General features: G+C 68.9%; 23 protein-coding genes. 15 read left to right on the top strand and 8 right to left on the bottom strand.

From position 1 onward, the window contains the following. Positions 1-250 precede the first annotated feature (250 nt). A complete protein-coding gene (locus BMX96_RS14890) occupies positions 251-619 on the bottom strand; it encodes a MerR family transcriptional regulator (protein ID WP_091846211.1) in 369 nt (122 codons plus the stop codon). 174 nt (positions 620-793) lie between these two features. On the opposite strand from BMX96_RS14890, the gene BMX96_RS14885 reads away from it, so the two are divergent. Genes BMX96_RS14885 through BMX96_RS14875 form a run of 3 tightly spaced genes read left to right on the top strand, consistent with a single transcriptional unit; the run spans position 794 to position 3,105 of the window. Continuing rightward, complete coding sequence (locus tag BMX96_RS14885) at positions 794-1,225, top strand: PaaI family thioesterase (protein ID WP_091846210.1); 432 nt, start codon at positions 794-796, stop codon at positions 1,223-1,225. Then, complete coding sequence (locus BMX96_RS14880) at positions 1,222-1,740, top strand: PaaI family thioesterase (RefSeq protein ID WP_091846209.1); 519 nt, start codon at positions 1,222-1,224, stop codon at positions 1,738-1,740. The genes BMX96_RS14885 and BMX96_RS14880 overlap by 4 nt, the downstream gene beginning before the upstream one ends. A 45-nt stretch (positions 1,741-1,785) precedes the next feature. Beyond that, complete coding sequence (locus BMX96_RS14875) at positions 1,786-3,105, top strand: MATE family efflux transporter (RefSeq protein WP_091846208.1); 1,320 nt, start codon at positions 1,786-1,788, stop codon at positions 3,103-3,105. A gap of 4 nt (positions 3,106-3,109) precedes the next feature. On the opposite strand, the gene BMX96_RS14870 is transcribed toward BMX96_RS14875, so the two are convergent. Then, positions 3,110-4,162: a quinone-dependent dihydroorotate dehydrogenase gene (locus BMX96_RS14870; RefSeq protein ID WP_091846207.1), complete on the bottom strand. Its 1,053-nt coding sequence runs from the start codon at positions 4,160-4,162 to the stop codon at positions 3,110-3,112. Next, positions 4,159-4,497: a DUF952 domain-containing protein gene (locus BMX96_RS14865; RefSeq protein WP_091846206.1), complete on the bottom strand. Its 339-nt coding sequence runs from the start codon at positions 4,495-4,497 to the stop codon at positions 4,159-4,161. Before BMX96_RS14865 ends, BMX96_RS14870 begins: the two co-directional genes overlap by 4 nt. Before the next feature lie 94 nt (positions 4,498-4,591). On the opposite strand from BMX96_RS14865, the gene murB reads away from it, so the two are divergent. The 8 genes from murB to recN all read left to right on the top strand — a co-directional run bounded on the left by murB (position 4,592) and on the right by recN (position 14,318). Continuing rightward, positions 4,592-5,563 (top strand): UDP-N-acetylmuramate dehydrogenase, encoded by a 972-nt coding sequence (gene murB, locus BMX96_RS14860; protein WP_091846205.1) that lies wholly within the window; start codon positions 4,592-4,594, stop codon positions 5,561-5,563. A 76-nt stretch (positions 5,564-5,639) separates the two neighbouring features. Continuing rightward, positions 5,640-6,536, top strand: a complete 897-nt coding sequence (locus BMX96_RS14855) for a D-alanine--D-alanine ligase (protein ID WP_236737089.1) — start codon at positions 5,640-5,642, stop codon at positions 6,534-6,536. Further along, entirely contained in the window at positions 6,524-7,396 is an 873-nt protein-coding gene (locus BMX96_RS14850; protein WP_091846204.1) for a cell division protein FtsQ/DivIB, read from the top strand. Before BMX96_RS14855 ends, BMX96_RS14850 begins: the two co-directional genes overlap by 13 nt. Positions 7,397-7,398: 2 nt before the next feature. Continuing rightward, positions 7,399-8,736: a cell division protein FtsA gene (gene ftsA / locus BMX96_RS14845; protein ID WP_091846203.1), complete on the top strand. Its 1,338-nt coding sequence runs from the start codon at positions 7,399-7,401 to the stop codon at positions 8,734-8,736. A 178-nt stretch (positions 8,737-8,914) separates the two neighbouring features. Then, positions 8,915-10,537, top strand: coding sequence for a cell division protein FtsZ (gene ftsZ / locus BMX96_RS14840; RefSeq protein WP_091846202.1), 1,623 nt, complete (start codon positions 8,915-8,917; stop codon positions 10,535-10,537). A 216-nt stretch (positions 10,538-10,753) separates the two neighbouring features. Then, positions 10,754-11,677, top strand: a complete 924-nt coding sequence (lpxC, locus tag BMX96_RS14835; RefSeq protein ID WP_091846201.1) for a UDP-3-O-acyl-N-acetylglucosamine deacetylase — start codon at positions 10,754-10,756, stop codon at positions 11,675-11,677. A 117-nt stretch (positions 11,678-11,794) separates the two neighbouring features. After that, complete coding sequence (locus BMX96_RS14830; protein WP_091846200.1) at positions 11,795-12,631, top strand: outer membrane protein assembly factor BamD; 837 nt, start codon at positions 11,795-11,797, stop codon at positions 12,629-12,631. 34 nt (positions 12,632-12,665) lie between these two features. After that, positions 12,666-14,318: a DNA repair protein RecN gene (recN, locus tag BMX96_RS14825; RefSeq protein ID WP_091846199.1), complete on the top strand. Its 1,653-nt coding sequence runs from the start codon at positions 12,666-12,668 to the stop codon at positions 14,316-14,318. Here recN and BMX96_RS14820 read toward each other — a convergent pair. Beyond that, positions 14,315-14,752: an SgcJ/EcaC family oxidoreductase gene (locus BMX96_RS14820; protein WP_091846198.1), complete on the bottom strand. Its 438-nt coding sequence runs from the start codon at positions 14,750-14,752 to the stop codon at positions 14,315-14,317. The genes recN and BMX96_RS14820 overlap by 4 nt on opposite strands. Before the next feature lie 85 nt (positions 14,753-14,837). Here BMX96_RS14820 and BMX96_RS14815 point away from each other — a divergent pair, with 85 nt between their 5' ends. Then, positions 14,838-16,526 (top strand): chloride channel protein, encoded by a 1,689-nt coding sequence (locus BMX96_RS14815; protein WP_091846285.1) that lies wholly within the window; start codon positions 14,838-14,840, stop codon positions 16,524-16,526. A 12-nt stretch (positions 16,527-16,538) separates the two neighbouring features. Here the strand turns inward: BMX96_RS14815 and BMX96_RS14810 are convergent, their stop codons facing one another. The 4 genes from BMX96_RS14810 to cobS form a co-directional block, all read right to left on the bottom strand. Next, entirely contained in the window at positions 16,539-16,880 is a 342-nt protein-coding gene (locus BMX96_RS14810; RefSeq protein WP_073129048.1) for a DUF427 domain-containing protein, read from the bottom strand. An 81-nt stretch (positions 16,881-16,961) separates the two neighbouring features. Further along, the gene (locus BMX96_RS14805) at positions 16,962-18,770 is read right to left on the bottom strand and encodes an aminopeptidase P family protein (RefSeq protein ID WP_091846197.1); all 1,809 of its coding nucleotides are present in this window, start codon (positions 18,768-18,770) and stop codon (positions 16,962-16,964) included. Between the two features lie 27 nt (positions 18,771-18,797). Next, the gene (cobT, locus tag BMX96_RS14800; RefSeq protein ID WP_091846196.1) at positions 18,798-20,672 is read right to left on the bottom strand and encodes a cobaltochelatase subunit CobT; all 1,875 of its coding nucleotides are present in this window, start codon (positions 20,670-20,672) and stop codon (positions 18,798-18,800) included. A 116-nt stretch (positions 20,673-20,788) separates the two neighbouring features. Further along, complete coding sequence (gene cobS / locus BMX96_RS14795) at positions 20,789-21,775, bottom strand: cobaltochelatase subunit CobS (protein WP_091846195.1); 987 nt, start codon at positions 21,773-21,775, stop codon at positions 20,789-20,791. A gap of 209 nt (positions 21,776-21,984) precedes the next feature. Between cobS and BMX96_RS14790 the strand changes: the two genes are divergently transcribed. The 3 genes from BMX96_RS14790 (at position 21,985) to msrB (ending at position 23,800) form a co-directional block, all read left to right on the top strand. Next, entirely contained in the window at positions 21,985-22,500 is a 516-nt protein-coding gene (locus tag BMX96_RS14790; protein ID WP_073129052.1) for a sigma-70 family RNA polymerase sigma factor, read from the top strand. Continuing rightward, positions 22,497-23,219: an anti-sigma factor gene (locus BMX96_RS14785; RefSeq protein WP_091846194.1), complete on the top strand. Its 723-nt coding sequence runs from the start codon at positions 22,497-22,499 to the stop codon at positions 23,217-23,219. Before BMX96_RS14790 ends, BMX96_RS14785 begins: the two co-directional genes overlap by 4 nt. 89 nt (positions 23,220-23,308) lie before the next feature. After that, positions 23,309-23,800: a peptide-methionine (R)-S-oxide reductase MsrB gene (gene msrB, locus BMX96_RS14780; protein ID WP_091846193.1), complete on the top strand. Its 492-nt coding sequence runs from the start codon at positions 23,309-23,311 to the stop codon at positions 23,798-23,800. Positions 23,801-23,807 lie beyond the last annotated feature (7 nt).

Raw genomic sequence — 23,807 nt, 5'->3', positions numbered from 1 at the left:
ATTTGCGAAGCTCGGCGCGCGGGCGCAAGTCACATTGACGTTCACGTAAGGCAAACGTCACGTCATTTCGCCATGCGGCTTGGGAAGCGAAGACGGCGCTGGTCCGGGAGGTGCAACAGCGCTGCAGACCGGGGCCGAGTTCACCGGATCTGGCATGCTTCTTTTTCAGAAAACAGGCAGCGCCGACGGTCGTGAGAATCGGCGGCGGCGGGTGACACATGCCGCACGGTTCAGCCGGGCGACAGAGAGTTCAGCTCAGGCTGTCGGCCACCTGGTCGCGGTTCTCCTGCAACTCGTCGATGGCCTTTTGCATCTGTTCGAGCTCGGTGCGCAGGCTGTCGAGCTGCCGGTCGGCGAGCTTCACCCATTCGCGCATCTGCGCCTCGGTCCCCTGATTGTCGTAGATCAGGAGCCACTGCCGAATTTCCTCCAGCGAGAACCCCCAGCGGCGGCCACGCAGGATTAGCTTCATCCGGGCAACGTCGCGCTGGTCGTAGAAGCGCGCGCGACCCTCGCGGATGGGCTGCAACAGTTCGATATACTCGTAGTACCGCAGGGTCCGCGGGGTGACGTCGAACTTGGCGCACATTTCCTTGAAATTCAGGCGTTCTTCGGACACGGACGCGACCTCCCTTTCGCAAGGGACAACCTAGGGCGGGTGGCCGGGCGGTTCAATCGCCGCGGCGCGCGGCAGGAACGATGCCGGGTGGGCCGCCCGCGATTTTGCCTTGCGGGCGGACGGGCAAAGGCCAATGAAGGGCCGAACCCGAGCGACGGAGGCCCCGTTCAAACCATGTCCGAGAACGCCGAGCGGATCGCCCGCCAGTTCATCGCCGCCATTCCCCATTCCCGCGACCTTGGAATGGAACTCGTCGCCACGGGCGACGGCCGGGCCGAGATCCGCATGCCCTATGACGAAAAGCTCATCGGCGACCCGGCCTCGGGCGTCATCCACGGCGGTGCTGTCTCGGCGCTGATGGATACCTGTGGCGGGGCGGCGGTGATGCTGCACGGCAGCCAGCCCGCCGGAACCGCCACGCTGGACCTGCGCATCGACTACATGCGCGCGGCGACGCCCGGCCAGACGATCCGCGCGGTGGCCGAATGCTATCACGTGACCCGGTCGGTTGCCTTCGTGCGGGCGCGGGCGCTGGACGATGACGACGTGAACCCGGTGGCCACCGCCACCGGCGCCTTCACGCTGGAGCGGGGGAAGCAACGATGAGCCGCCGTCCGCAGCCCGAACCGGTGCAGGTCGTCAAGCACCGCCGCGATGCCGCGCTGGACGCCCTGGTCGGCGGCATTCCGTACCTGCGCTACCTCGGCATCCGCTTCGACCGGCGCGGGGACGAACTGACCGCGATCCTGCCCTACGATGAGAAACTGATCGGCAACCCGATGCTTCCCGCGCTGCACGGTGGCGCGACCGCTGCTTTCCTTGAGACGACGGCGACCATCGCGCTGGCCTGGTCGCGGCTGTGGGACGAGATCGAGTCGGGCCGCATCGAGGCCGAGGCGCTGGAGCAGGGGAACCTGCCGCGCATGCCCAAGACCATCGACCTGACCATCGACTACCTGCGCTCGGGCCTGCCGCGCGACGCCTATGCCCGGGCGAAGATCAACCGGTCGGGCCGGCGCTATGCCAGCGTGCAGGTCGAGGCCTGGCAGGACAATCGCGACCGGTTGTTCGCGCAGGCCACTGGCCATTTCCTGATGCCCCAGGCGCGCGAGGATGGGTGAGATCGGGCTGCCCATGACCGGCAGCCGATTTCGCGCCTCCCGCGCATGACCGAGGCAACGGCCCGACCGGTCACCCATGCGCGCGTTCTGGGCGTGGCGCTGCCCATCGTACTTTCGAACGCGACGGTACCGATCCTGGGCATCGTGGACACCGGAGTCGTCGGGCAGCTGGGCGAGGCCGCGCCCATCGGAGCCGTGGGCATCGGCGCCGTGATCCTGACCGCGATCTACTGGATCTTTGGCTTCCTGCGCATGGGAACGACCGGCTTCGCCAGCCAGGCGCTGGGCCGGAACGACGGGCCCGAGGCGGCGGTGATCCTCAGCCGCGCGCTGGGCATCGGCCTGATGGCGGGCGTATCGATCATCGCGTTGCAGATCCCGCTTTTCTGGCTGGCCTTCATAGTGTCGCCCGCCAGCACCGAGGTCGAGGCACTGGCCCGCGACTACATGGCGGTGCGCGTGTTCTCCGCCCCCGCGCTGATCTCGATCTACGCGATTACCGGATGGCTCATCGCGGCGGAACGCACGCGCGGCGTGCTGGCGGTACAGGTTGCCATAAACGGGCTGAACATCGGGCTGGATCTGTGGTTCGTGCTGGGCCTCGGCTGGGGCGTCACCGGCGTGGCCTGGGCCACCTTCATCGCCGAATGGTCGGGCCTCGCGCTGGGGCTGTGGCTGTGCCGCGACGCCTTCGCGACGGCCGCCTGGCGTGACTGGACACGGGTGGCGGACCCGGCGCGCCTGAAACGCTTCGCGCAGGTGAACGGCGATATCCTCCTGCGGTCGCTGTTGTTGCAGGCGATCTTCGTGAGCTTCCTGTTCACCGGGTCGCGCTTCGGGGACGTGCCGCTGGCGGCCAACCAGATCCTGCTGCAATTCCTTCAGATCACCGCCTACGCCATGGACGGTTTCGCCTTCGCGGCCGAGGCCATCGTCGGCGCCGCGCTGGGCGCCGGGCGGCGCGACTTGTTTCGGCGCGGGGCGATGGTGGCAAGCCTTTGGGGCGGGGTTTCCGGCATCGTGCTCGCGGTGCTTTTCGCGGTCGCGGGCGGGTTGATCATCGACATCATGACGACGGCCGACCCCGTGCGGGCCGAAGCGCGCATCTATCTGCCCTATATGGTCGCCGCACCGGTGCTGGGTTGCGCGGCGTGGATGCTGGACGGCATCTTCATCGGCGCGACGCGCACGGGCGACATGCGCAACATGATGGTGATCTCGGCGGCGCTCTATGCCGTGGCGGCAGTGGCGCTGGTCCCGGCCTTCGGCAATCACGGGCTGTGGATGGCGTTCCTGCTGAGCTTCGTGTTCCGGGGCGCGACGCTGGGTTGGAAATACCCAGGCCTGGAGCGGTCGGTCGGCTAGCGCGCTAGCGCCAGCGGTCGCGGTCGGTCCCCACCGCCTGCGCGACGCTGTCGAACCCGTCGCGCACCAGCAGGTCGTCCAGCCCCCGCGCGATCTCGGCCACCAGCGACATCCCCTGGAACACCATCGCGGAATATAGCTGCACCGCCGTCGCCCCGGCCCGGATCTTGGCGTAGGCCTGCTCGGCCGAACCGATGCCCCCCACGCCCACCAGCGGCAGGTCGGTGAGCGTGGACAGTTTCGCCAGCACCCTGGTCGACCGCTCGAACAGCGGCGCGCCCGACAAGCCGCCGGGCGTGTCGGCATGGCGCGGATCGATCCCGTCGCGCGACAGGGTGGTGTTGGTGGCGACGATCCCCGACAGACCCGCATCCCCGGCCACGCGGGCGATATCGGCCAGATCGGCATCCGACAGGTCCGGTGCGATCTTGACGAAGACGGGCAGGGGCCGTGCAAGGGCCGCGTTCGCCTCCATCACCTTGGCCAGCAATGCCGCCAGAGCCTCGGCCCCTTGCAGGTCGCGCAGCTTCTCGGTGTTGGGCGACGAGACATTGACGGTCGCGAAATCGATATGTTGCCCGGCGCGGGTCAGCACGGCGGCGAAATCGGCGGCGCGGTCGGCGCTGTCCTTGTTGGCGCCCAGGTTCAGCCCGCGCGGGACGCCGGTCGCCGCGGCCGCCAGGCGGGCGGCGATGGCGTCGACCCCTTCGTTGTTGAAGCCGAAGCGGTTGATGACGGCCCGGTCCCCGGCCAGCCGCCACAGGCGCGGGGGCGGGTTGCCCTCCTGCGCCCGGGGGGTGGCGGCCCCGACCTCCAGCCAGCCGAAGCCGGCCCGGGCCAGCGGGGCCAGCGCAACGGCGTTCTTGTCGAACCCGGCAGCCAGCCCCACGGGGTTTGACAGGTCAAGCCCGCCCAGCGACACGCGCAGCCGGTGCGATGTCACGGGGCCGGGGGAGGGCGCCAGCCCGGCGCGCAGGGCGGCGAGCGCAAGGCCATGGGCGCGCTCGGGGTCGAACGCCCGAAGCGCGCGCAGGCCCAGCCGCTCGAGCGGGCTCATGCCATCCGGTCCGGCAGGACATGACGGCTGCCGTCATGGCCGATGGGCGCGTGCCACCTGATGTCGTCCAGTTTCATCCGGCGGTAGAGATGCGGGAACAGCGCGCCGCCGCGCGACGGCTCCCACTTCAAGGCGTCGCCCAGCGTATCGGTCTCGACCGCGCAGAGGATCAGCCCCTCGGCGCCCGCGAAATGCTTGGACAGGGTCTCGGGCGTCTGCTCGGCCGTGGACAGGTGGATATAGCCGTCGGAGACATCGATGGGCGCGCCGTCGGTCGCGCCGTCGCGCTGCAGCTTGTCCCATTCGGCGGGGCGGAAGATCTTGTAAACCAGCATGGCGCTTCATTGCCACGACGCGGGCCGCGGGACCAGCCCCGCCACGCCACGGCACCACTGGAATCGGCTGCGCGCATGGCATAGGCACGGGCGCATGGACCTGACCCGATCCCTTCCCGCCGTGCGCGGGCGCCTGACCCCGGACCGCGACCTGAGCGAGCTGACATGGCTGCGCGTGGGCGGCCCGGCCGATGTCTTGTTCCAGCCCGCCGATGTCGCGGACCTGGCCGATTTCCTGCGCGATCTGCCGCCCGAGATCCCGGTCTTTCCCATGGGTGTGGGCAGCAACCTGATCGTGCGCGACGGCGGCGTGCGGGGCGTGGTGATCCGGCTGGGCCGGCCGTTCATGGACGTCTCGATCGAGGGCGACGTGGTCACGGCGGGGGCGGCCGCACTCGACGCCCACGTGGCCCGCAAGGCCGCGGCGGCGGGACGCGATCTGACCTTCCTGCGCACGATCCCCGGGGCCATCGGCGGCGCTGTGCGGATGAATGCGGGCTGCTACGGCACATATATTGCCGACCACCTGATCGAGGTCGACGCAGTCACCCGCGCGGGCAAGGTCGTGACGATCCCGGCGGCCGAGCTGCAGTTGGCCTATCGCCATTCCGAGCTTCCCGACGGCTGGGTCATCACCCATGCGCGCCTGCGGGCCGACGCGGGCGACCCCGACACGCTGACCGCGCGGATGGAAGACCAGCTGGCCAAGCGCGACGCCACCCAGCCCACCAAGGACCGCACTGCCGGGTCAACCTTCCGCAACCCGGCGGGACACAGCAGCACCGGGCGCGACGACGACACCCACGAGCTCAAGGCCTGGAAGGTCATCGACGACGCGGGGCTGCGCGGCGCGCGGATCGGCGGGGCGCAAATGTCCGAGAAGCACCCGAACTTCCTGATCAACACGGGTGGCGCAACTGCCGCAGATCTGGAAAATCTCGGCGAGCATGTTCGCCAAAAGGTCTTTCAAACCAGCGCGATTCGTCTAGAGTGGGAAGTATGGCGCGTGGGTGAACCCGCGGCTGCCGGTGAACGCGGACAAAACACAAGCCGCGACGCAGAATAATAAGGCCCGCAAAGCCGGGCCAGAGGCACAGAGAGCGGGTATGTCGAGCAGGGCAAACCCCAAGGTGGCAGTCCTTATGGGCGGTCCGTCGGCCGAGCGTGAAGTCTCGCTGTCGTCGGGGCGTGAATGTGCGATTGCGCTGTCGGGGCAGGGGTACGAGGTGATCGAGGTCGACGCTGGCGCCGACCTGGCCCTGCGCCTGTCCGAAATTTCACCAGAAGTGGTTTTCAACGCGCTTCACGGTCGCTGGGGCGAGGATGGCTGCGTGCAGGGCCTGCTGGAATGGATGGGCCTGCCCTATACCCATTCCGGTGTGCTGGCCTCGGCGCTTGCCATGGACAAGGAACGCTCGAAGGACGCCTATCGCCGCGCGGGCCTGCCGGTCGTGCCATCGCTGCTGGCCCGGAGCGAAGATGTCCGCCGCGCCCACGTGATGGACCCGCCCTACGTGGTGAAGCCGTTCAACGAAGGCTCCAGCGTGGGCGTCTACCTGGTGCCGGCAGACACCAACGGCCCGCCCGCCCTGTCGGACGACATGCCCGAGCTGGTGATGGTCGAACGCTTTGCCCCGGGGCGCGAGCTGACGACCACCGTGCTGGGGGCTGGGCCCCAGGGGCCGGCGCGGGCGCTGGGCGTGACCGACATCCTGACCGACGGCTGGTACGACTACGACGCGAAATACGTCGCGGGTGGATCGCGCCACGTGATCCCCGCCCAGGTGCCCCCCGAGATCACCGAAGCCTGCCTCGAGTACGCGCTCCGCGCGCACGCGGCGCTGGGGTGTCGTGGCGTCAGCCGCACCGATTTCCGCTGGGACGAGGCGCGCGGCCGTGACGGGCTGATCCTGCTCGAAACGAATACGCAGCCCGGAATGACGCCCACGTCGCTGACCCCCGAACAGGCGGCGCATGCGGGCATGGCGTTCGGCGCGCTTTGCGACTGGATGGTGAAGGACGCCTCATGTCTCAGGTAGGCCAAGGCCCCCGCGACCCCGCGCCCTCGCGCTTGGCCTACCGGCTCCAGCGGCTGATGCTCACGCCGAGCGTGCGGCGCGGCTTCGTCTTCGGCCTCCCGGCCTCCATCATGGTTCTGATCGGCGTGCTGGCCCTGTCGGACCAGGACCGGCGCGACGCCATGGGCCTGTGGTGGCAGCAGGTGAAGACCGAGATCCAGAGCCGCGAGGAGTTCATGGTCAAGCTGATGGCCATCGACGGAGCGACCCCGGATATTTCGGAAGATATTCGCGAGATCCTGCCGCTGGACTTCCCCATGTCGTCTTTCGACCTCGACCTCGCCCAGATGCAGGCGACGGTCGCGGGGCTGGACGCGGTCGAACGCGCCGACCTGCGCATCCGTCCGGGCGGCGTGCTGCATATACAGGTCCAGCAACGGGTTCCGGCGCTGGTGTGGCGCAACCCGCGCGGGCTGGACCTTGTGGATGGCGGCGGCAATCGCGTGTCGACCATCCTGCAGCGGGGCGCGCGGCCGGACCTTCCGCTGATCATCGGCCGCGGTGCCGACCGTGCGGCGGCAGAGGCCTTGGAGTTGGTGGCCGCGGCCGAACCGCTCAACGCCCGGCTGCGGGGACTTTTGCGCGTGGGCGAACGGCGCTGGACGGTCGTGCTGGACCGTGGTCAGCGCATTTTGTTGCCCGAACGCGCGCCCGTGGGCGCGCTGGAGCAGGTCATCGCCGTGGACGAGGCGCAGGACCTTCTGGCGCGCGAGGTGCGGCTGGTCGACATGCGCAACCCGCGGCGGCCGACCGTACGGCTGGCGCCCGAAGCCGCGCAATCGATGCGGCAGATAAAAATGATAGAACTAGGGGACGATTAGGCATGACGGATCTCTACCAGTCGCAGCGCGCCATGCGCGCCATGCGCAAGGCGGCGATGCAGCGGGGCGTGATCGCGGTGCTGGACGTGGGCACCTCGAAGGTGGCGTGCCTGGTGCTGCGGATCGACGGTCCGGACCAGTTCCGCGCGTCGGACGGCGTCGGTCCCATGGCCGGGCAGGGCACCTTCCGCATCGTCGGCGCGGCGACTACCCGCTCGCGCGGTGTCCGCTTCGGCGAGGTCGACACCATGCCCGAGACCGAGCGCGCGATCCGCACCGCCGTGCAGGGCGCGCAGAAGATGGCGCAGATCCGGGTCGACCACGTCATCGCGACGCTGTCGGGGGGCGACCCGCGCAGCTATGGGCTGGCGGGCCAGATCGACGTGGGCGGCGGGCCGGTGACCGAGCAGGACGTGGCGCGCTGCATGGCCGCCTGCGACGTGCCGCCCTTCGGCGAGGATCGCGAGGTGCTTCACGCCCAGCCCGTGAACTTCGCACTGGATCACCGCAGCGGCATGGGCGATCCGCGCGGACACATGGGCAACACGCTGGCCTGCGACATGCACCTGCTGACGGTGGACAGCAAGGTCGTGGCGAGCCTGATCCACTGCCTCAAGCGCTGCGACCTGGAATTGGCCGGCGTTGCATCGTCGTCCTACGTCAGCGCGATCGCCAGCCTCGTCGAGGACGAGCAGGAACTGGGCGCCGCCTGCGTCGACCTTGGCGGCGGGGCCACCGGCCTGTCGATCTTCATGAAGAAGCACATGATCTTCGCCGACAGCGTCCGCATGGGCGGCGACAACATCACCAGCGACATCGCCAAGGGCTTGCAGGTGTCGCTTTCCACGGCCGAGCGGCTGAAGACCCTGCATGGCGGGGTGGTCGCGACCTCCATGGACGATCGCGAGATGATCGCGCTCGGCGGGGAAGAGACGGGCGACTGGGACCGCGATCAGCGCACCGCCAGCCGGGCCGAGCTGATCGGCATCATGCGCCCCCGGGTCGAGGAGATATTGGAGGAGGTCCGAACCCGTCTGGACGCCGCCGGATTCGAGCATCTGCCGAGTCAGCAGATCGTCCTGACCGGCGGGTCGAGCCAGATTCCCGGTCTCGACCACCTGGCGCCCCGGATTCTCGGACAACAGGTCCGCATCGGGCGTCCGCTGCGGGTCGCCGGATTGCCCGAAAAGGCCACCGGCGCCGCGTTCGCCAGCGCCGTTGGGTTGTGCCTTTTCGCGGCTCACCCGCAGGACGAGTGGTGGGATTTCGAGATTCCTACGGACGGCTATCCCGCCAGATCGCTTCGCCGGGCGGTAAAATGGTTCAAAGACAATTGGTAACACCGCGTTCTTCATAAACTGGATTAACTGGTTTCGGCGCCCGTAAGCCATGAAAAATGTTGGAGAATTCGAACAATAGCGGGTGACGTGACAGAAATGTGGCGATAGAATCGGGATCAATCAAAACGGCGAAATCCCGGTCGGCAGTCCGGGGCAGAAACTACAGGCGGACAAAAACATGACTCTGAATCTCTCGGTTCCTCAGCGTGACGAGCTGAAGCCTCGCATCACCGTATTTGGTGTCGGTGGCGCTGGCGGCAACGCGGTCAATAACATGATCGAAAAGCAGCTTGACGGTGTCGAGTTCGTCGTCGCGAACACCGACGCCCAGGCGTTGCAGCAATCCATGGCCACCACCAAGGTGCAAATGGGCGTCAAGGTCACCGAAGGCCTGGGCGCGGGCGCGCGCTCGGCCGTGGGGGCCGCCGCCGCGGAAGAAAGCATCGAGGAAATCGTCGATCACCTGGCTGGCAGCCACATGTGCTTCATCACCGCCGGCATGGGCGGCGGCACCGGCACCGGCGCCACGCCGATCATCGCCCAGGCCGCGCGCGAGCTTGGCGTTCTGACCGTCGGCGTCGTCACGAAGCCCTTCCAGTTCGAGGGCTCGAAGCGGATGCGCCAGGCCGAAGAGGGCATCGAGGCGCTGCAGAAGATGGTCGACACACTGATCATCATCCCCAACCAGAACCTGTTCCGTCTCGCCAACGAGAACACCACCTGCACCGACGCCTTCGGGTTGGCCGACGACGTGCTCTACCAGGGTGTGAAGGGCGTGACCGACCTGATGGTCCGCCCGGGCCTGATCAACCTCGACTTCGCCGATGTCCGCTCGGTCATGGACGAGATGGGCAAGGCCATGATGGGCACCGGCGAGGCCGAGGGCGAGGATCGCGCGCTGAAGGCCGCCGAACTGGCCATCGCAAACCCGCTGCTGGACGAGATCAGCCTTAATGGCGCCAAGGGCGTGCTGATCAACGTGATCGGTGGCTACGACATGACCCTGTTCGAACTGGACGAAGCCGCCAACGTCATCCGTGAGAAGGTCGACCAGGACGCGCATATCATCGTCGGTTCGACCCTGGACGAGCACATGGAAGGCCGCATGCGCGTCAGCGTCGTGGCGACCGGCATCGACGCCGTGGCCCAGGTGGCCGACACTCCGGTGCCGCGCCGCCGCCTGTCCGAGCCGCTGGCCGGTCCTCGCGCCGACGAGCCGGCCACCGCACCTCAGAACCGCCCTGAGCCCGTTCGCGCGGAGGCACCCGCGCCCCGTCCGGTGGCCGAGCCGGTCGAGCGTGCGTCGTCGGACGAGCCCGACTTCTTCGCCGACTGGGAACAGCGCCGGGCTGAAAAGGCCCCCGCGCCCGAGCTTTTCGACGATCAGGACGAAGGCGATCTTCCCGCACCGGCATACCGCCCCGAGCCCGTGGCCGAGGCGCCCGCCGCGCCCGTTCGCACCGCGGTGCCCGGCCAGCCGTCCTCCGAGGCGCTGGCGCGGCTGGAGCAGGCCGTGCGCAAGGCGCCGCCCGCGCCGCAGCACGGTGGTCAGCCCCAGGCCGCGCCGCGTGGCCACGCCCCCCAGCCGGCGAGCGGCGAGGCGCGCCCGCGTTTCGGGATCAACTCGTTGATCGGTCGGATGACCGGCCAGCCCGAAACGGCCGAGCGCTCGGCTCCCTCCGGTGCCATGCCGGCCCGCCGTGCCGAGCCGCGCACGCAGGCCGTGCCGCGCCAGGACGAGACGCCGAACGACCAGGACCGGATCGAAATCCCGGCCTTCCTGCGGCGCCAGGCGAACTGAAAAGCCTAATATTTCGTGAACGAAGGGCCGGTGCAGACCGGCCCTTTTTCGTTCGAAAACAGGTATTTGGGTGGCCCCAAGCGCCTCTCGGCGAAATCCTGCCGACCCTGGGATGCCGCTGTTACACCAACGTTGCAAAGCTTGAATTGAGCGGCGCCGCCCCCGCCCCTAAGTCAGACTGACCGGAGACCGGTATACCGGCGAAAGTGGGGCAAGATGCAGACAACTTTGAAAAAAGCGATCAGCTTCGACGGCGTGGGCCTGCATTCGGGCCGCAACGTGCGCATGACCCTGCGCCCGGCCGCCGCGAATTTCGGCATCTGGTTCCGCCGCACCGACGTGTCGGGCCGCAACGCCCTGATCCCCGCCCATTGGGCGCAGGTCGAGCAGGGCGAGCTTTGCACCCGCCTGGTCAATGCCGACCGCGTCGACGTCTCGACGGTCGAGCACGTGATGGCCGCCGTTGCCGGTTGCGGCATCCACAACCTGACGATCGACGTCGACGGGCCCGAGCTGCCGATCCTCGACGGCTCGTCCGCGCCTTTCGTCGCCGCCATCCTCGAGACGGGGCTGGAGCGGTTCGACTCGCCCGTCATGGCGCTGCGGATCCTCGAGACGGTCGAGGTGCGCAACGGTCCCGCCTGGGCCCGGCTGGAGCCCAGCGACGATTTCGAGATCGACTTCCACATCGATTTCACCGACGCCGCCATCGGCCGCCAGGACAAGTGCCTGCGCATCGCCAACGGCGCTTTCGTGCGCGAACTGGCCGACAGCCGCACCTTCTGCCGCCAGGCGGACGTGGACGCCATGCGCGCGCGCGGTCTCGCCCTTGGCGGGACGCTGGAAAACGCGGTGGTCGTCGACGGCGCCGACGTGCTCAGCCCCGGCGGCCTGCGCCACAAGGACGAGGCGGTGCGCCACAAGATGCTGGATGCGCTGGGTGACCTGGCGCTGGCCGGTGCGCCGATCCTGGGCCGCTATACCGGCGTGCGCTCGGGCCACGCGATGACCAATGCCCTGCTGCGCACGTTGTTCGCTCGGCCCGGCGCCGCGCGGCTGGTCGAGGCCGATGCCACCCTTGCCGCGCGCCTTCCGGGGGCGGGTGCGGGACCGCGCGACCTGGTTCGGCTGGCCGCGTAAGCCACAGCCCGGGGCGGGGGCCGTGCTTACCCGTTTTGCACCGGATTTTTCTGTGCTAGACCATCGCCCAAAGGGCGCGTTCCGACCGCGCATCCGGGGGCAGGGGCTGCACGACGCATGATGGCGATCACTCGATATCTTGGCTTGGTGGGGCTTGGCGCGGTTCTTGCGGGCTGCGGCGGCGACGCCTTCACCTCGCGCGATCAACCGCTGGAAAGCTTCTCGGCCGAAGAGATCTACAAGCGGGGCGAATTCGAGCTCGAGGATAACGACCCCGAGGACGCGGCCCGCTTCTTCGGCGAGGTCGAGCGGCTTTATCCCTATTCCGAATGGGCCAAGCGCGCGCTGGTGATGCAGGCCTTCGCCTATCACCGCGACCGCGATTACGAAGAAGCGCGCAATTCCGCGCAGCGCTACCTGGATTTCTACCCGGGCGGTGAGGATGCGGCTTACGCCCAATACCTGCTGGCGCTGAGCTACTACGACCAGATCGACGACGTGGGCCGGGACCAGGGGCTGACCTTCCAGGCGCTCCAGGCCATGCGCGTTGTGATCGAACAGTATCCCGACAGCGAATACGCCCGTTCGGCCATCCTGAAATTCGACCTGGCCTTCGACCACCTGGCCGGCAAGGAAATGGAGATCGGGCGCTACTACCTCAAGCGCGATCACTTCGCCGCCGCCGTGAACCGGTTCCGCGTCGTGGTCGAGGATTTCCAGACCACAACCCACACGCCCGAGGCGTTGTTGCGGCTGGTCGAATCCTACCTGTCGCTGGGCCTGACAGACGAGGCGCAGACGGCGGGCGCGATCCTGGGCTACAACTACCAGTCGACGCCCTGGTACGACGATGCCTATTCCCTTCTGACCGGGCAGGGCCTGTCGCCCGAGCCGCGCGGCGACTCGTGGCTGCGGACGGTCTATCGCCAGGTCGTGCGCGGCGAGTGGCTGTAGTCCACCGCACGCCTCACCTTTCTGGACAGTGACGATGCTGCGCGCCCTGGATATCCGCGACATGCTTCTGATCGACCGGTTGGAACTCGATTTCCAGCCGGGTCTCAACGTGCTGACCGGCGAAACCGGGGCGGGCAAGTCGATCCTGCTGGATTCGCTCGGCTTCGTTCTGGGCTGGCGCGGCCGGGCCGACCTGGTGCGCCAGGGCGCCGAGCGGGGCGAGGTCACGGCGGTGTTCGACCTGGCGAGCGGGCACCCGGGCCGGGCCGTGCTGGACGAGGCCGGGATCGAGATCGAGGACGAGTTGGTCCTGCGCCGCGTGAACGCACAGGACGGCCGCAAGACCGCCTGGATCAACGACCGCCGCGTGTCGGGCGAGGTGCTGCGGCGGCTGAGCGATACGCTGGTCGAGCTGCACGGCCAGCACGACGACCGGGGTCTGCTGGATCCCAAGGGGCACCGCGCGCTTCTGGACGCCTATGCCGACCGGCCCGATCTGCTGGAGGCCACCCGCGCGGCGTGGCGCGCCCGCGCGGATATCGCGCGCAAGCTGGCGGCCGCGCGCGAACGGCTGGATGCGCTCAGGGCGGAAGAGGACTTCCTGCGCCACGCGGTCGAAGAATTCGATAAGCTGTCGCCCGAGGCGGGCGAGGATGCGACGCTGGATGCGCGCCGTCGCCAGATGCAAGCGGGCCAGCGCATCGGCGACGACATCACGCGCGCGTTGCAGGCCCTTGGCGGTGATGGCGCCGAGGGGCCGATGATCGACGCGCAACGCTGGCTGGAAGCCGCGGCGCCCCAGGCCGACGGCGCGCTGGATGCCCCGCTCGAGTCCCTGGCACGCGCGCTGGATGCCCTGGCCGAGGCCGAGCAGGGCGTCTCCGAAGCGCTGGACACGCTGGAATTCGACCCGCGCGAGCTGGAGGCCGTGGAAGAGCGGCTGTTCGCGATCCGCGGCCTGGCCCGCAAGCACAACGTCCTGCCCGACGCGCTGCCCGAGCTTGGTGACACCCTGCGCGAGCGTCTGTCCGCCCTGGACGGCGGCGCCGACGACATCACCGATCTCGAGAAAGAACTTGCCGAAGCCGACGCGGCCTACGACGCCGCCGCGACCGCGCTTTCTCAGGCGCGGCAGGCGGCGGCCGCGGCGCTGGACGGCGCCATGGCGGCCGAGCTTGCGCCGCTCAAGATGGAGCGCGCCCAGTTCGAGACGCGGTTCTCCGATGCGACGCCGGGCCCGCTGGGGCGGGACGCCGTGGAATTCACCGTCGCCACCAACCCCGGCGCGCCCGCAGGTCCCCTGGGCAAGATCGCGTCCGGGGGCGAGCTGTCGCGCTTTCTGCTGGCACTGAAGGTTTGCCTGACCGGCACCGACAGCGGCCTGACCCTGATCTTCGACGAGATCGACCGTGGCGTGGGCGGGGCGACCGCCGACGCGGTGGGGCGCCGGCTGGCGGCCTTGGCGAGTGGCGGACAGGTGCTGGTCGTCACACACTCGCCGCAGGTGGCCGCCCTTGGGCGCCACCACTGGCGCGTGGCCAAGGACGTTTCGGATGGGATCACGACCTCGCGCGTCGTGCCACTGGATACCGGCGACCGGGTCGACGAAATCGCGCGGATGCTGGCCGGTGACAGCATCACCGACGCGGCGCGCGAGGCCGCGCGCGCCCTTCTGGCGGCCAGCTAGCGGTATTCGGCGGGGCTGAGGCCGCCGTCGCCGGCCACGTGGCTTTCGGCGCCGGGGACGATATCGGTGTTCTGGGCCGCGACGCAAAGCCACCCGCCATCCCGGCGGTGCATCACGAAGGTGATGACCGTGGACCGACGGCCCGCCGCGCTGCCATCCGGCGCGACCTGCCCGGCCAGGTGCAAGCGCGCGTGGACCACGGCCACGTCGCCCAGGTCTCGGTGCTTCACCCGGCCAATCTTCAAAGTCGAGTTCCGGAACATCCCCCGCAGCCCGTAATCGTGGGCCGCCCGGATCGCCTCGCGGTCGTGCCACCAGAGCCCGACCACGTTCACGAAATCCGCATCCGCGGCGAAGAGGGCCGCCAGCGCGCCCGCGTCGCGCGCGTTCCACGCGGCGGCAAAGGCACGGGGCATCTCGGACGGGTCCTGCATGGGCAAATCGCCTTTTCCCTTGGGGGCGTATCGCCTAGGAAAGATGCATCACCGGCCCCGCGGGGCAAACCGGGATGTGGGGAAGATGGAGACGGGCCGCGGGCCTCAGAACTGGTCGTTGACACAGACCACGCTCAGCGCCTGCCGTGACGGCTGGCGGGTCTTGCGCAACCGCGGTCCCGGCCAGATCCAGTTCTGGTTCATCGCGCTGGCCGTCGGCGTCGCCTCGGGCTTCGCCGCGCTGTTCTTCCGCAAGGGCATCAACTGGCTGCAGGCAACGCTTTACGGCACCGACGACATCTCGGCGCTGACCAGCTTCGCGCAGGAATTGCCCTGGTACCTGATCGTGGCCTACCCGGTCTGCGGCGGCCTGGTGGTGGGGCTGATCCTCAATCGCTTCACCAAGGACGGGCGCGTGCGCTCGGTTGCCGACGTGATCGAGGGGGCCGCGCTTTACGACGGACGGGTCGAGGTAAAGGCGGGGCTGGCCAGCGCCGCGTCCTCGCTCATCACGCTGGGGTCGGGCGGGTCGTCGGGCCGGGAAGGGCCGGTGGTGCACCTGGCTGCCGTCATCGCCACCTGGGTCAACAACCTGATCCGGGCCAACGGGATCACCGCGCGCGACCTTCTTGGCTGTGCCGTGGCCGCCGCCGTGTCGGCCAGTTTCAACGCGCCCATCGCGGGGGCGCTTTTCGCGCTCGAGGTCGTGTTGCGGCACTTCGCGGTGCACGCCTTCGCGCCCATCGTCATCGCCAGCGCGGCCGGAACGGTCATCAACCGGCTGGAGTTCGGCGACGTTACCGAGTTCCGGCTGATCGAGGACGGGGTGCTGACCTTCTACCAGGAGCTTCCCGCCTTCCTACTGCTGGGGCTGGTCTGCGGACTGGTCGCCGTCATCCTGATGCACGCGATCTTCTGGACGGACCGGGTCGCCAGCGCGGGCCGCGAGAAGCTGGGCCTGCCACGCTGGAGCCGTCCGATGCTGGCCGGTCTGCTGTTGGGCCTGCTGGCCATCGAGTTTCCCGCCATCATCGGCGTGGGCTACGAGACCACGTCGCTGGCGCTGACCGGGCAGTTGCTGCTGCACGAGGTCATGGTGCTGGCCGTGGTGAAGACCGCCGCCGTCGCCATCACCATGGGGGGACGCATGGGGGGCGGCGTCTTCTCGCCCTCGCTCATGCTGGGCGCGCTGACGGGCCTTGGCTTCGGACTGGTGGCCACCAACATCTTTCCGGACGTCTCGGGGGCCGAAACGCTTTATGCGCTCGCGGGCATGGGGGCTTTGGCGGCTGCGGTGCTGGGCGCGCCGATCTCGACCACGTTGATCGTGTTCGAGCTGACGGGCGACTGGCAGACCGGGCTGGCGGTGATGGTGGCGGTCAGCACCTCGACCGCGCTGGCGTCACGGCTGGTGGATCGCAGTTTCTTCCTGACCCAGCTGGAGAACCGGAACATCCATCTCAGCAAGGGGCCGCAGGCCTACCTTCTGTCCATGTTCCGGGTGCAGAACGTCATGCGCGGGCCCGATCACCCCCACGCGGCCCCGCGCAAGGATATCTGGGACGCGATCGAGGCCGGCGTCCACGTCGAGGGCGATGCCACGCTGGAAGAGGCGATGCCGCTGTTCGAGGAGACCAGCCGCCTGTTCCTGCCGGTGGTACGGATCGGCGCCAAGGGCGAGCCGCCCGAGGTGCTGGGCGCGCTGTTCCACGTGGATGCCCTGCGCGCCTACAACCGCGCGCTGGCCGCCACGGCGGCCGAGGAACATTCCTGACCTGTCGAAACCTTACAGCTGCTCGACCGTCACGCCCTCGTCCTTGAAGGCGAGGTGCCCGGCGATCGCCTCGGCGCCCTCGGTCGGCGTCTCATAGCTCCACGCCGCGTCCTTCAGCGTCATGCTCTTGGTCTGGATGTGGAAATACGTGGCCTCGCCCTTCAGTGGGCAGGTGGTTTTCTTGTCCGAGGGGTCCAGAAACGCCATGGCCAGGTCACCGCGCGGGAAATACACGACATCCTCGTAGCCGTCCTCGCGCAAGATCAGCGCGTCGGCGGATTCGCCCAGCACGGCGCCGCCCGCACGTACGACCCAGGTGCCTTCTGCCGTCTCGATGGTCATGTTGCCGGCCATGCCGCGCCTCCCTGCCTCGTGTTCCTTGGGGCGGACCCTAGCAGATCCGTCGCGTCTGACAACGCCGCCCCGTCGTGCGGATCAGAGGGGGGCGGTCGCCGTCCGGAGCCAATCGGCGACACCGGGCTCGACCCGCTGGGCCAGCCGCTCGTAGACGCCGGCGTGGTAGTCATCGATCCAGGCCCGTTCGCCCGGCGACAGGGCACCGGCGTCGATCAGGCGGCGGTCGATGGGCACCCAGGTCAGCGTGTCGAAGTCCAGCATGTCGCGCCCCGGGTCACCGCCGTCGATGGGCGGGGCAGGGCGGACCACGACCAGGTTTTCGATCCGGATGCCCCAGGCGCCCGCACGGTAATAGCCCGGCTCGTTCGACAGGATCATGCCGGGCCGAAGCGGCTCCTCGCTCATCCGGCTCAGGCGCTGCGGCCCCTCGTGAACGCTCAGGTAGACGCCGACGCCATGTCCCGTGCCGTGGCCGTAATCCTGCCCCGCCATCCATAGGGGCGCACGCGCCAGCGCGTCGAGGTCGCGACCGGCAAGGCCCTGCGGCCAGCGTGCCCGGCTCACGGCGATCATGCCCTTCAGCACCCTGGTGAACGCCGCCACCTGCTCGGCGTCGGGCGGTCCCACGGCCACCGTGCGGGTGATGTCGGTGGTGCCGTCCACGTATTGCCCGCCCGAATCCACCAGCAGCAGGTCGCCCGTCGCGACCGCGCGATTGCTCTCGGTATTCACGCGATAATGCGTGATCGCCCCGTTCGGGCCGGTGCCGGCGATGGTGTCGAAGCTGATATCGCGCAGCGCGTTGGTGGCGCGTCGGAACCCTTCCAGCTCGGCGGCCACGTCGATCTCGGTGAGGATCTCGCCCTGCGTAACCCCGTCGAGCCGCCCGTCCAGCCAGGCGAGGAACGCGCACATGGCCGCGCCATCGCGCAGGTGCGCCTCGGTCGTGGCGGCGATCTCGGCCGCGCTCTTGCAGGCCTTGGGCAGCATGCAGGGATCGGGCGCCCAGTCCACGCGGCTGCCCGCGTTTTCCAGCGCCAGGCCCACGGCATGCGGCGCGCTATCCCGGTCAACTCGCACCACGCCGTCGAGCGCGGCCAGCGCGGCGACCAAGCCGTCGGGCGGAAGCACGTCGACACCGTCCATCTCCACGTCGCGCAGCTTTTCGTGTGCCATGAACAGCCGGACGGCGCCGCCCGCCGCCTCGACCAGGGCGAAGCCATGGGCGACCGGGATGCGGGGGATGTCGCTGCCGCGGATGTTCAGCAGCCACGCGATCGAGTCGGGCAGGCTCAGCACCGCCCAGTCCTGCCCGGCATCGCGTAGGTCCTTGGCGATGCGCGCGCATTTCTCGGCGCGGGTGGCCCCGGCCAGGTCGTCGGGATAGGCGGAAACCGCCCCCAGAGGCGGGCCGGGCTGGTCGTCCCAGATCGCGTCCACAGGGTTATCCACAGGGCGCAGCGCGATGTTGCGCGGGGCGAGCGCTCTTTCCAGCGCCTCGACCTCGGCGCGGGTGTGCAGCCACGGGTCGAGACCAACGACCGACGACTCGGGCAGGATATCTGCCAGCCACGGGCCGGGCCGCTCGGCCGGAAAGTCCACGATTTCAAAGTCGTCGGCGCATTGCGCGCGGGCCTGAAGGGTGTAGCGACCATCGGCGAAGACCGCGGCGCGTTCCGCGGTCACGACGCAGATCCCTGCCGAGCCGGTAAAGCCCGTCAGCCATTGCAGCCGCACGTCACGGTCCGAGACATATTCGCCCTGGTACGCGTCCGCCCGGGGCACGAGAAATGCGTCAAGCCCCTGTTCCGAAAGGGTTTTCCGCAGCGCGGCCAATCTCGGCGGCCCCTGCTCGGGCCGCGCCGTGACGGTGAAATCCTGAAACATCCCAGTCCTTTCCGCGCGTCCGGCGCGTCACCCCGCGTGCTTCATGCCCAGCACGCGCGCCCGCTTGCGCGGGTCGCTGTCGAACAGGCCGGCCAGCTGCTCGGTCATGGCGCCGGCCAGCTGCTCGGCATCGGTGATCGTGACCGCGCGGCTGTAGTAGCGGGTCACGTCGTGGCCGATGCCGATGGCGATCAGCTCGACCTGCTTGCGCCGCTCGACCATGGCGATCACGTCGCGCAGGTGTTTTTCGAGGTAGTTCGCGGGGTTCACTGACAGCGTGCTGTCATCCACAGGTGCCCCGTCCGAGATCACCATCAGGACCTTGCGCGCCTCGGGCCGCTGCACCAGCCGCTTGTGCGCCCATTCCAGCGCCTCGCCGTCGATGTTTTCCTTCAGCAGGCCTTCCTTCATCATCAGGCCAAGGTTTGTGCGCGCCCGCCGCCACGGCGCATCCGCGCCCTTGTAGATGATGTGGCGCAGGTCGTTCAGGCGGCCGGGCCGCTGCGGCCGCCCGGCGTTCAGCCATGCCTCGCGCGCCTGACCGCCTTTCCAGGCGCGGGTCGTGAAGCCCAGCACCTCGGTCTTGACGTCGCAGCGTTCCAGCGTCTGCGACAGCACGTCGGCGCAGATCGCGGCGATGCTGATGGGCCGCCCGCGCATGGAGCCCGAGTTGTCCAGCAGTATGGTCACCACCGTGTCGCGGAACTCGGTGTCCTTCTCGACCTTGAAGCTCAGCGGAGTGGTTGGGTTGGCCACGACCCGCGCCAGGCGTCCCGCGTCGAGCGTGCCTTCCTCGAGGTCGAACTCCCAGCTGCGGTTCTGCTTGGCCTGCAGCCGTCGCTGCAGCTTGTTGGCCAGCCGCCCCACTGCGCCCTTGATGGGCTCGAGTTGCTTGTCGAGATAAGCGCGCAGGCGCTCCAATTCGGCAGGCTCCGCTAGCTCTTCCGCGCGGATGATCTCGTCGTGGGCTTGGTCGAATACCTCGTAGCCGGGATCGGCCTCGGAAACGGGCGGCGGGGGCGGCGGCTCGGTCGGGGCGTCGCCCTCGGGCACCTCCTGCTCCTCGCCCGACTCCATGTCGGCCTCGTCGTCCATCGAGATCTCGGCTTGGGCGGCGTCCTGCGTCTGCTCCTGGCTCTGGGCGGCGTCCGCCTCCTGGCTGTCGGCCTCGTCCTCGTCGCCGGTGCTGTCGGGCTCGTCGCCGTCCTGGGGCTCGTCTTCGGGGGTGGCCTCGTCGTCGGTATCCTCGGCGTCCGGGTCATCGCCCAGTTGGTCGCCGTAGCCCAGGTCGTCGATGATCTGGCGCGCCATGCGGGCGAAAGCGGCCTGGTCGGCCAGGTTGCCCTGCAACCCCTCCAGCGTGGGGCCGGCCTGTCCCTGGAAGAACTCGCGCCACAGTCCGGCGGCCTGCTCGGCGCCCTCGGGCAGGTCGCGCCCGGTGGCCATCTGGCGTATCAGGTAGCCGGCCGCGACCGACAGGGGCACCTGTTCGCGCTCGCCCACGTTGTCATAGCCCTTGCGCGAGGCCTCGACCGCGATGCGCGCGTCGATATTGCCCGCGGTGCCCGGCATGGTGCGCGCGCCCACCGCCTCGCAGCGGGCATGCTCCATCGCCTCATAGAGATCGCGCGCCATCTGGCCCTGCGGCGCGTAGCGGTTGAAGGTCCCCGCGTCGTGGTGCCGGCGGCGCAGCGCGTAGCCGTCCGCGGTGCCCCGCGCCAGCAGAACCTCGTCGCGGGTCATGCGGCGGCTGATCTGCGGCAGGCGCAGCCCGTCATTGTTCATGCCCGGCGGATCGACCGAGTAGGTCACGCCCATCTCGGGATCGTCGGCCAGGACGCGCGTGGCCTCGGCCAGCGCCTTCTTGAACGGGTCGGAGGGATTGTCGGGTGGCTTGCTCATACGCCTTATCTAGAAGGTGCGGGGCAGGGCACCAAGCGTCCGCCCCTTCATCTTTCCAAAAATACCTCGGAGAGCGCGAGAGGCGGCGCCTCTCGCACTGGCCCCGGGGCCGGTTCTCAGCCCAGGCTCAGCGACGCGGCGCTTTCCGGCAACTCCTCGTCGAAGCAGCGCTGGTAGAACTCGGCCACGGTCTCGCGCTCCAGCTCGTCGCACTTGTTGAGGAAGGACAGCCGGAAGGCATAGCCCACGTCGTTGAAGATGTTGGCGTTCTGCGCCCAGGCGATGACCGTCCGGGGCGACATGACCGTGGACAGGTCGCCGTTCATGAACGCGGTGCGGGTCAGGTCGGCCACGGTCACCATTTGCCCGACCGTCCTGCGGCCGTCGTCGGAGTCGTAGCCCGGCAACTTCGACAGGACGATCTCGACCTCGGCATCGTGGTCCAAGTAGTTCAGCGTCGCCACAAGCGACCAGCGGTCCATCTGGCCCTGGTTGATCTGCTGGGTGCCGTGGTACAGCCCGGTCGTGTCGCCCAGGCCCACCGTGTTGGCGGTGGCGAACAGGCGGAAATAGGGATGCGGCGTCAGGACCTTGTTCTGGTCCAGCAGCGTCAGCTTGCCGTCCACTTCCAGGACGCGCTGGATCACGAACATCACGTCGGCGCGGCCGGCGTCGTACTCGTCGAACACGATGGCGGTGGGGTTGCGCAGGGCCCAGGGCAGGATGCCTTCCTGGAACTCGGTGACCTGCTTGCCGTCGCGCAGCTTGATGGCGTCCTTGCCGATCAGGTCGATCCGGCTGATGTGGCTGTCCAGGTTCACGCGCACGCAGGGCCAGTTCAGCCGCGACGCCACCTGCTCGATATGGGTGGACTTGCCGGTGCCGTGATAGCCCTGGATCATGACGCGGCGGTTGTACTGGAACCCGGCCAGGATGGCCAAGGTCGTGTCGGGGTCGAAGCGGTAGGTGCTGTCGATCTCGGGCACCCGGTCCGATGCGTCGTCGAACCCTTGGACCTTCATGTCGCTGTCGATGCCGAAAACCTCGCGGACCGAGATCTCGCGCGTGGGCTTGGCGTCGATGTCAATGCTGCCGTCGGGCATGGGAAATCCTTCTCGTCGGGGGCGTGCGGGGGCCGCGGTCGGCGTTGCGCGCGTGGTGCAACATATCCTGCGCCCACGCAAGGAAAAGGGGATCGCGGGGATTGGCTCTGGTCACCGCCCCGCGCATTTGTTCAACTCGGACCCGCGGTGGATGACCGGATGAGGAACAAGGGCGGATCGTGGCGCGCAGCATTTCAGATGTCGAGGACATGATCCTCTCGGTGGCCGGGGGCGACCGGACGGCATTTTTGTCTCTTTATGACGCGACCAGTGCGAAACTCTTCGGTGTGTGCCTGCGTGTGTTGAATGACCGCGCCGAGGCCGAGGACGTTTTGCAGGAGGTTTTTCTGAAGGTCTGGCGCAACGCAGACCGCTACACGGCCAACGGGCTCAGCCCGATGACGTGGCTGATCACGGTGGCGCGCAACGCCGCCATCGACCGACTGCGCGCCCGAAAGCCGTCGACCGACGACGACAGCGCGCTGGAGCGGATGGCGGCGTCGGGGCCCGGCCCCGAGGCGTCGGCCATCGCGGCGGGCGAGGCGCGGCGGATCGCCGAGTGCCTCGGTGAACTCGATCCCCGGCGCGCCGACGCGGTGCGCGGGGCCTACCTGGACGGCCAGTCCTACAACGACCTGGCCCGGCGCTTCGACGTGCCGCTGAACACGATGAGAACCTGGCTGCGCCGCAGCCTGCAAAGCCTGAGAGAGTGCCTGAGCCGATGAGCCGCGACGACAGCGACAGCCCGGAAAACGACCGCCCCGACGAGGTGCTAGCGGCCGAGTACGTGCTGCACCTGCTGGATCCGGCCGAGCGCAGCGCGGCCGAGACGCGGCTCGGGACCGACGGCGCCTTCCGGGCGCTGGTGGCCGAATGGTCCGAGCGGCTGGTGCCCATGGCCGAGGAGATCCCGTCCGAGACACCGCCCGCCGGCCTGCGGCAGCGGCTGGCGGCCGAAACGGCGCCCCGCGCGCCGAAGCGCGAGCCGCGGTTCGCGGCCGGGCGGCGGCGCAGTTTCCTCGTGGGCCTGCTGGGCGGCGCGGGCCTTGCGGCCGCCGTCGCGCTGGCCTTCATGGTCGCGACGCCGCTGCTGGGGCCCGAACCGGGGCCGCGCTTCGCCGCCGACGTGACCTCGGAAAGCGAGGACCTGCTGGTGACGGCAAGCTACGACCCGGACGCGGCCGAGCTGACGGTGACCCGTGCCGCGGGGCAGGCGCCCGAGGGGCAGGTGCTGCAACTCTGGCTTCTGACCGAGGACCAGCCGCCCCACGCCGTGGGCGTGCTGCCCGATGACGGCTCGCTTTCGGTGCCGGTGATCCCGTTCTGGGGGCAGCGGATCCCGCAGGGCCGCTTCGCCGTCAGCATCGAGCCGCCCGGCGGGTCGACGGACGAGGTCGGACCCACCGGCGAGATCCTGGCCGTGGCCGAGGTGACGCCGCGCTGACGCCCGATCACGCCTGCGCGAGGGCCCGAGGCAACCGCCGCCGGACCTTATACGTTATGCCCGCAGGAGTTTTGCGGGAGAGAGAACACATGCACAGGCGACATTTCCTCAGCGGGGCGGCGGCCATGGCCCTGGTTCCGGTCGCGGGATGCGCGCAATCCGACGGCACCTTCGAGGTGACCCGCTCGGCGGATGAATGGCGCGACCTGCTCACCGCACGCGAGTACGAGGTCATGCGGGAGGAAGGGACCGAGCGGGCCTATACCTCGCCCCTGAACGAGATCACGGCCGAGGGCGTCTATCACTGCAAGGGCTGCGACCAGGCGCTCTACCGGTCCGAGACGAAGTTCGACTCGGGCACCGGCTGGCCGTCATTCTACCAGGCGATGGACAATGCCGTGGCCACCAAACCCGACCCCGGCTGGTTCGGCACCCGGACCGAGGTGCATTGCGATCGCTGCGGATCGCATCTGGGCCACATCTTCGACGATGGTCCCCCGCCGACCGGCAAGCGGCACTGCATCAACGGCATTTCCATGGTGTTCCGGCCCGCGGGTGACGGCGCGCCGGTGGTGGGCTGACACAGCC

The organism is Palleronia pelagia, from assembly GCF_900110115.1.
Classification (GTDB): domain Bacteria; phylum Pseudomonadota; class Alphaproteobacteria; order Rhodobacterales; family Rhodobacteraceae; genus Palleronia; species Palleronia pelagia.
This window is presented reverse-complemented; position numbering and strand designations above follow the sequence as displayed.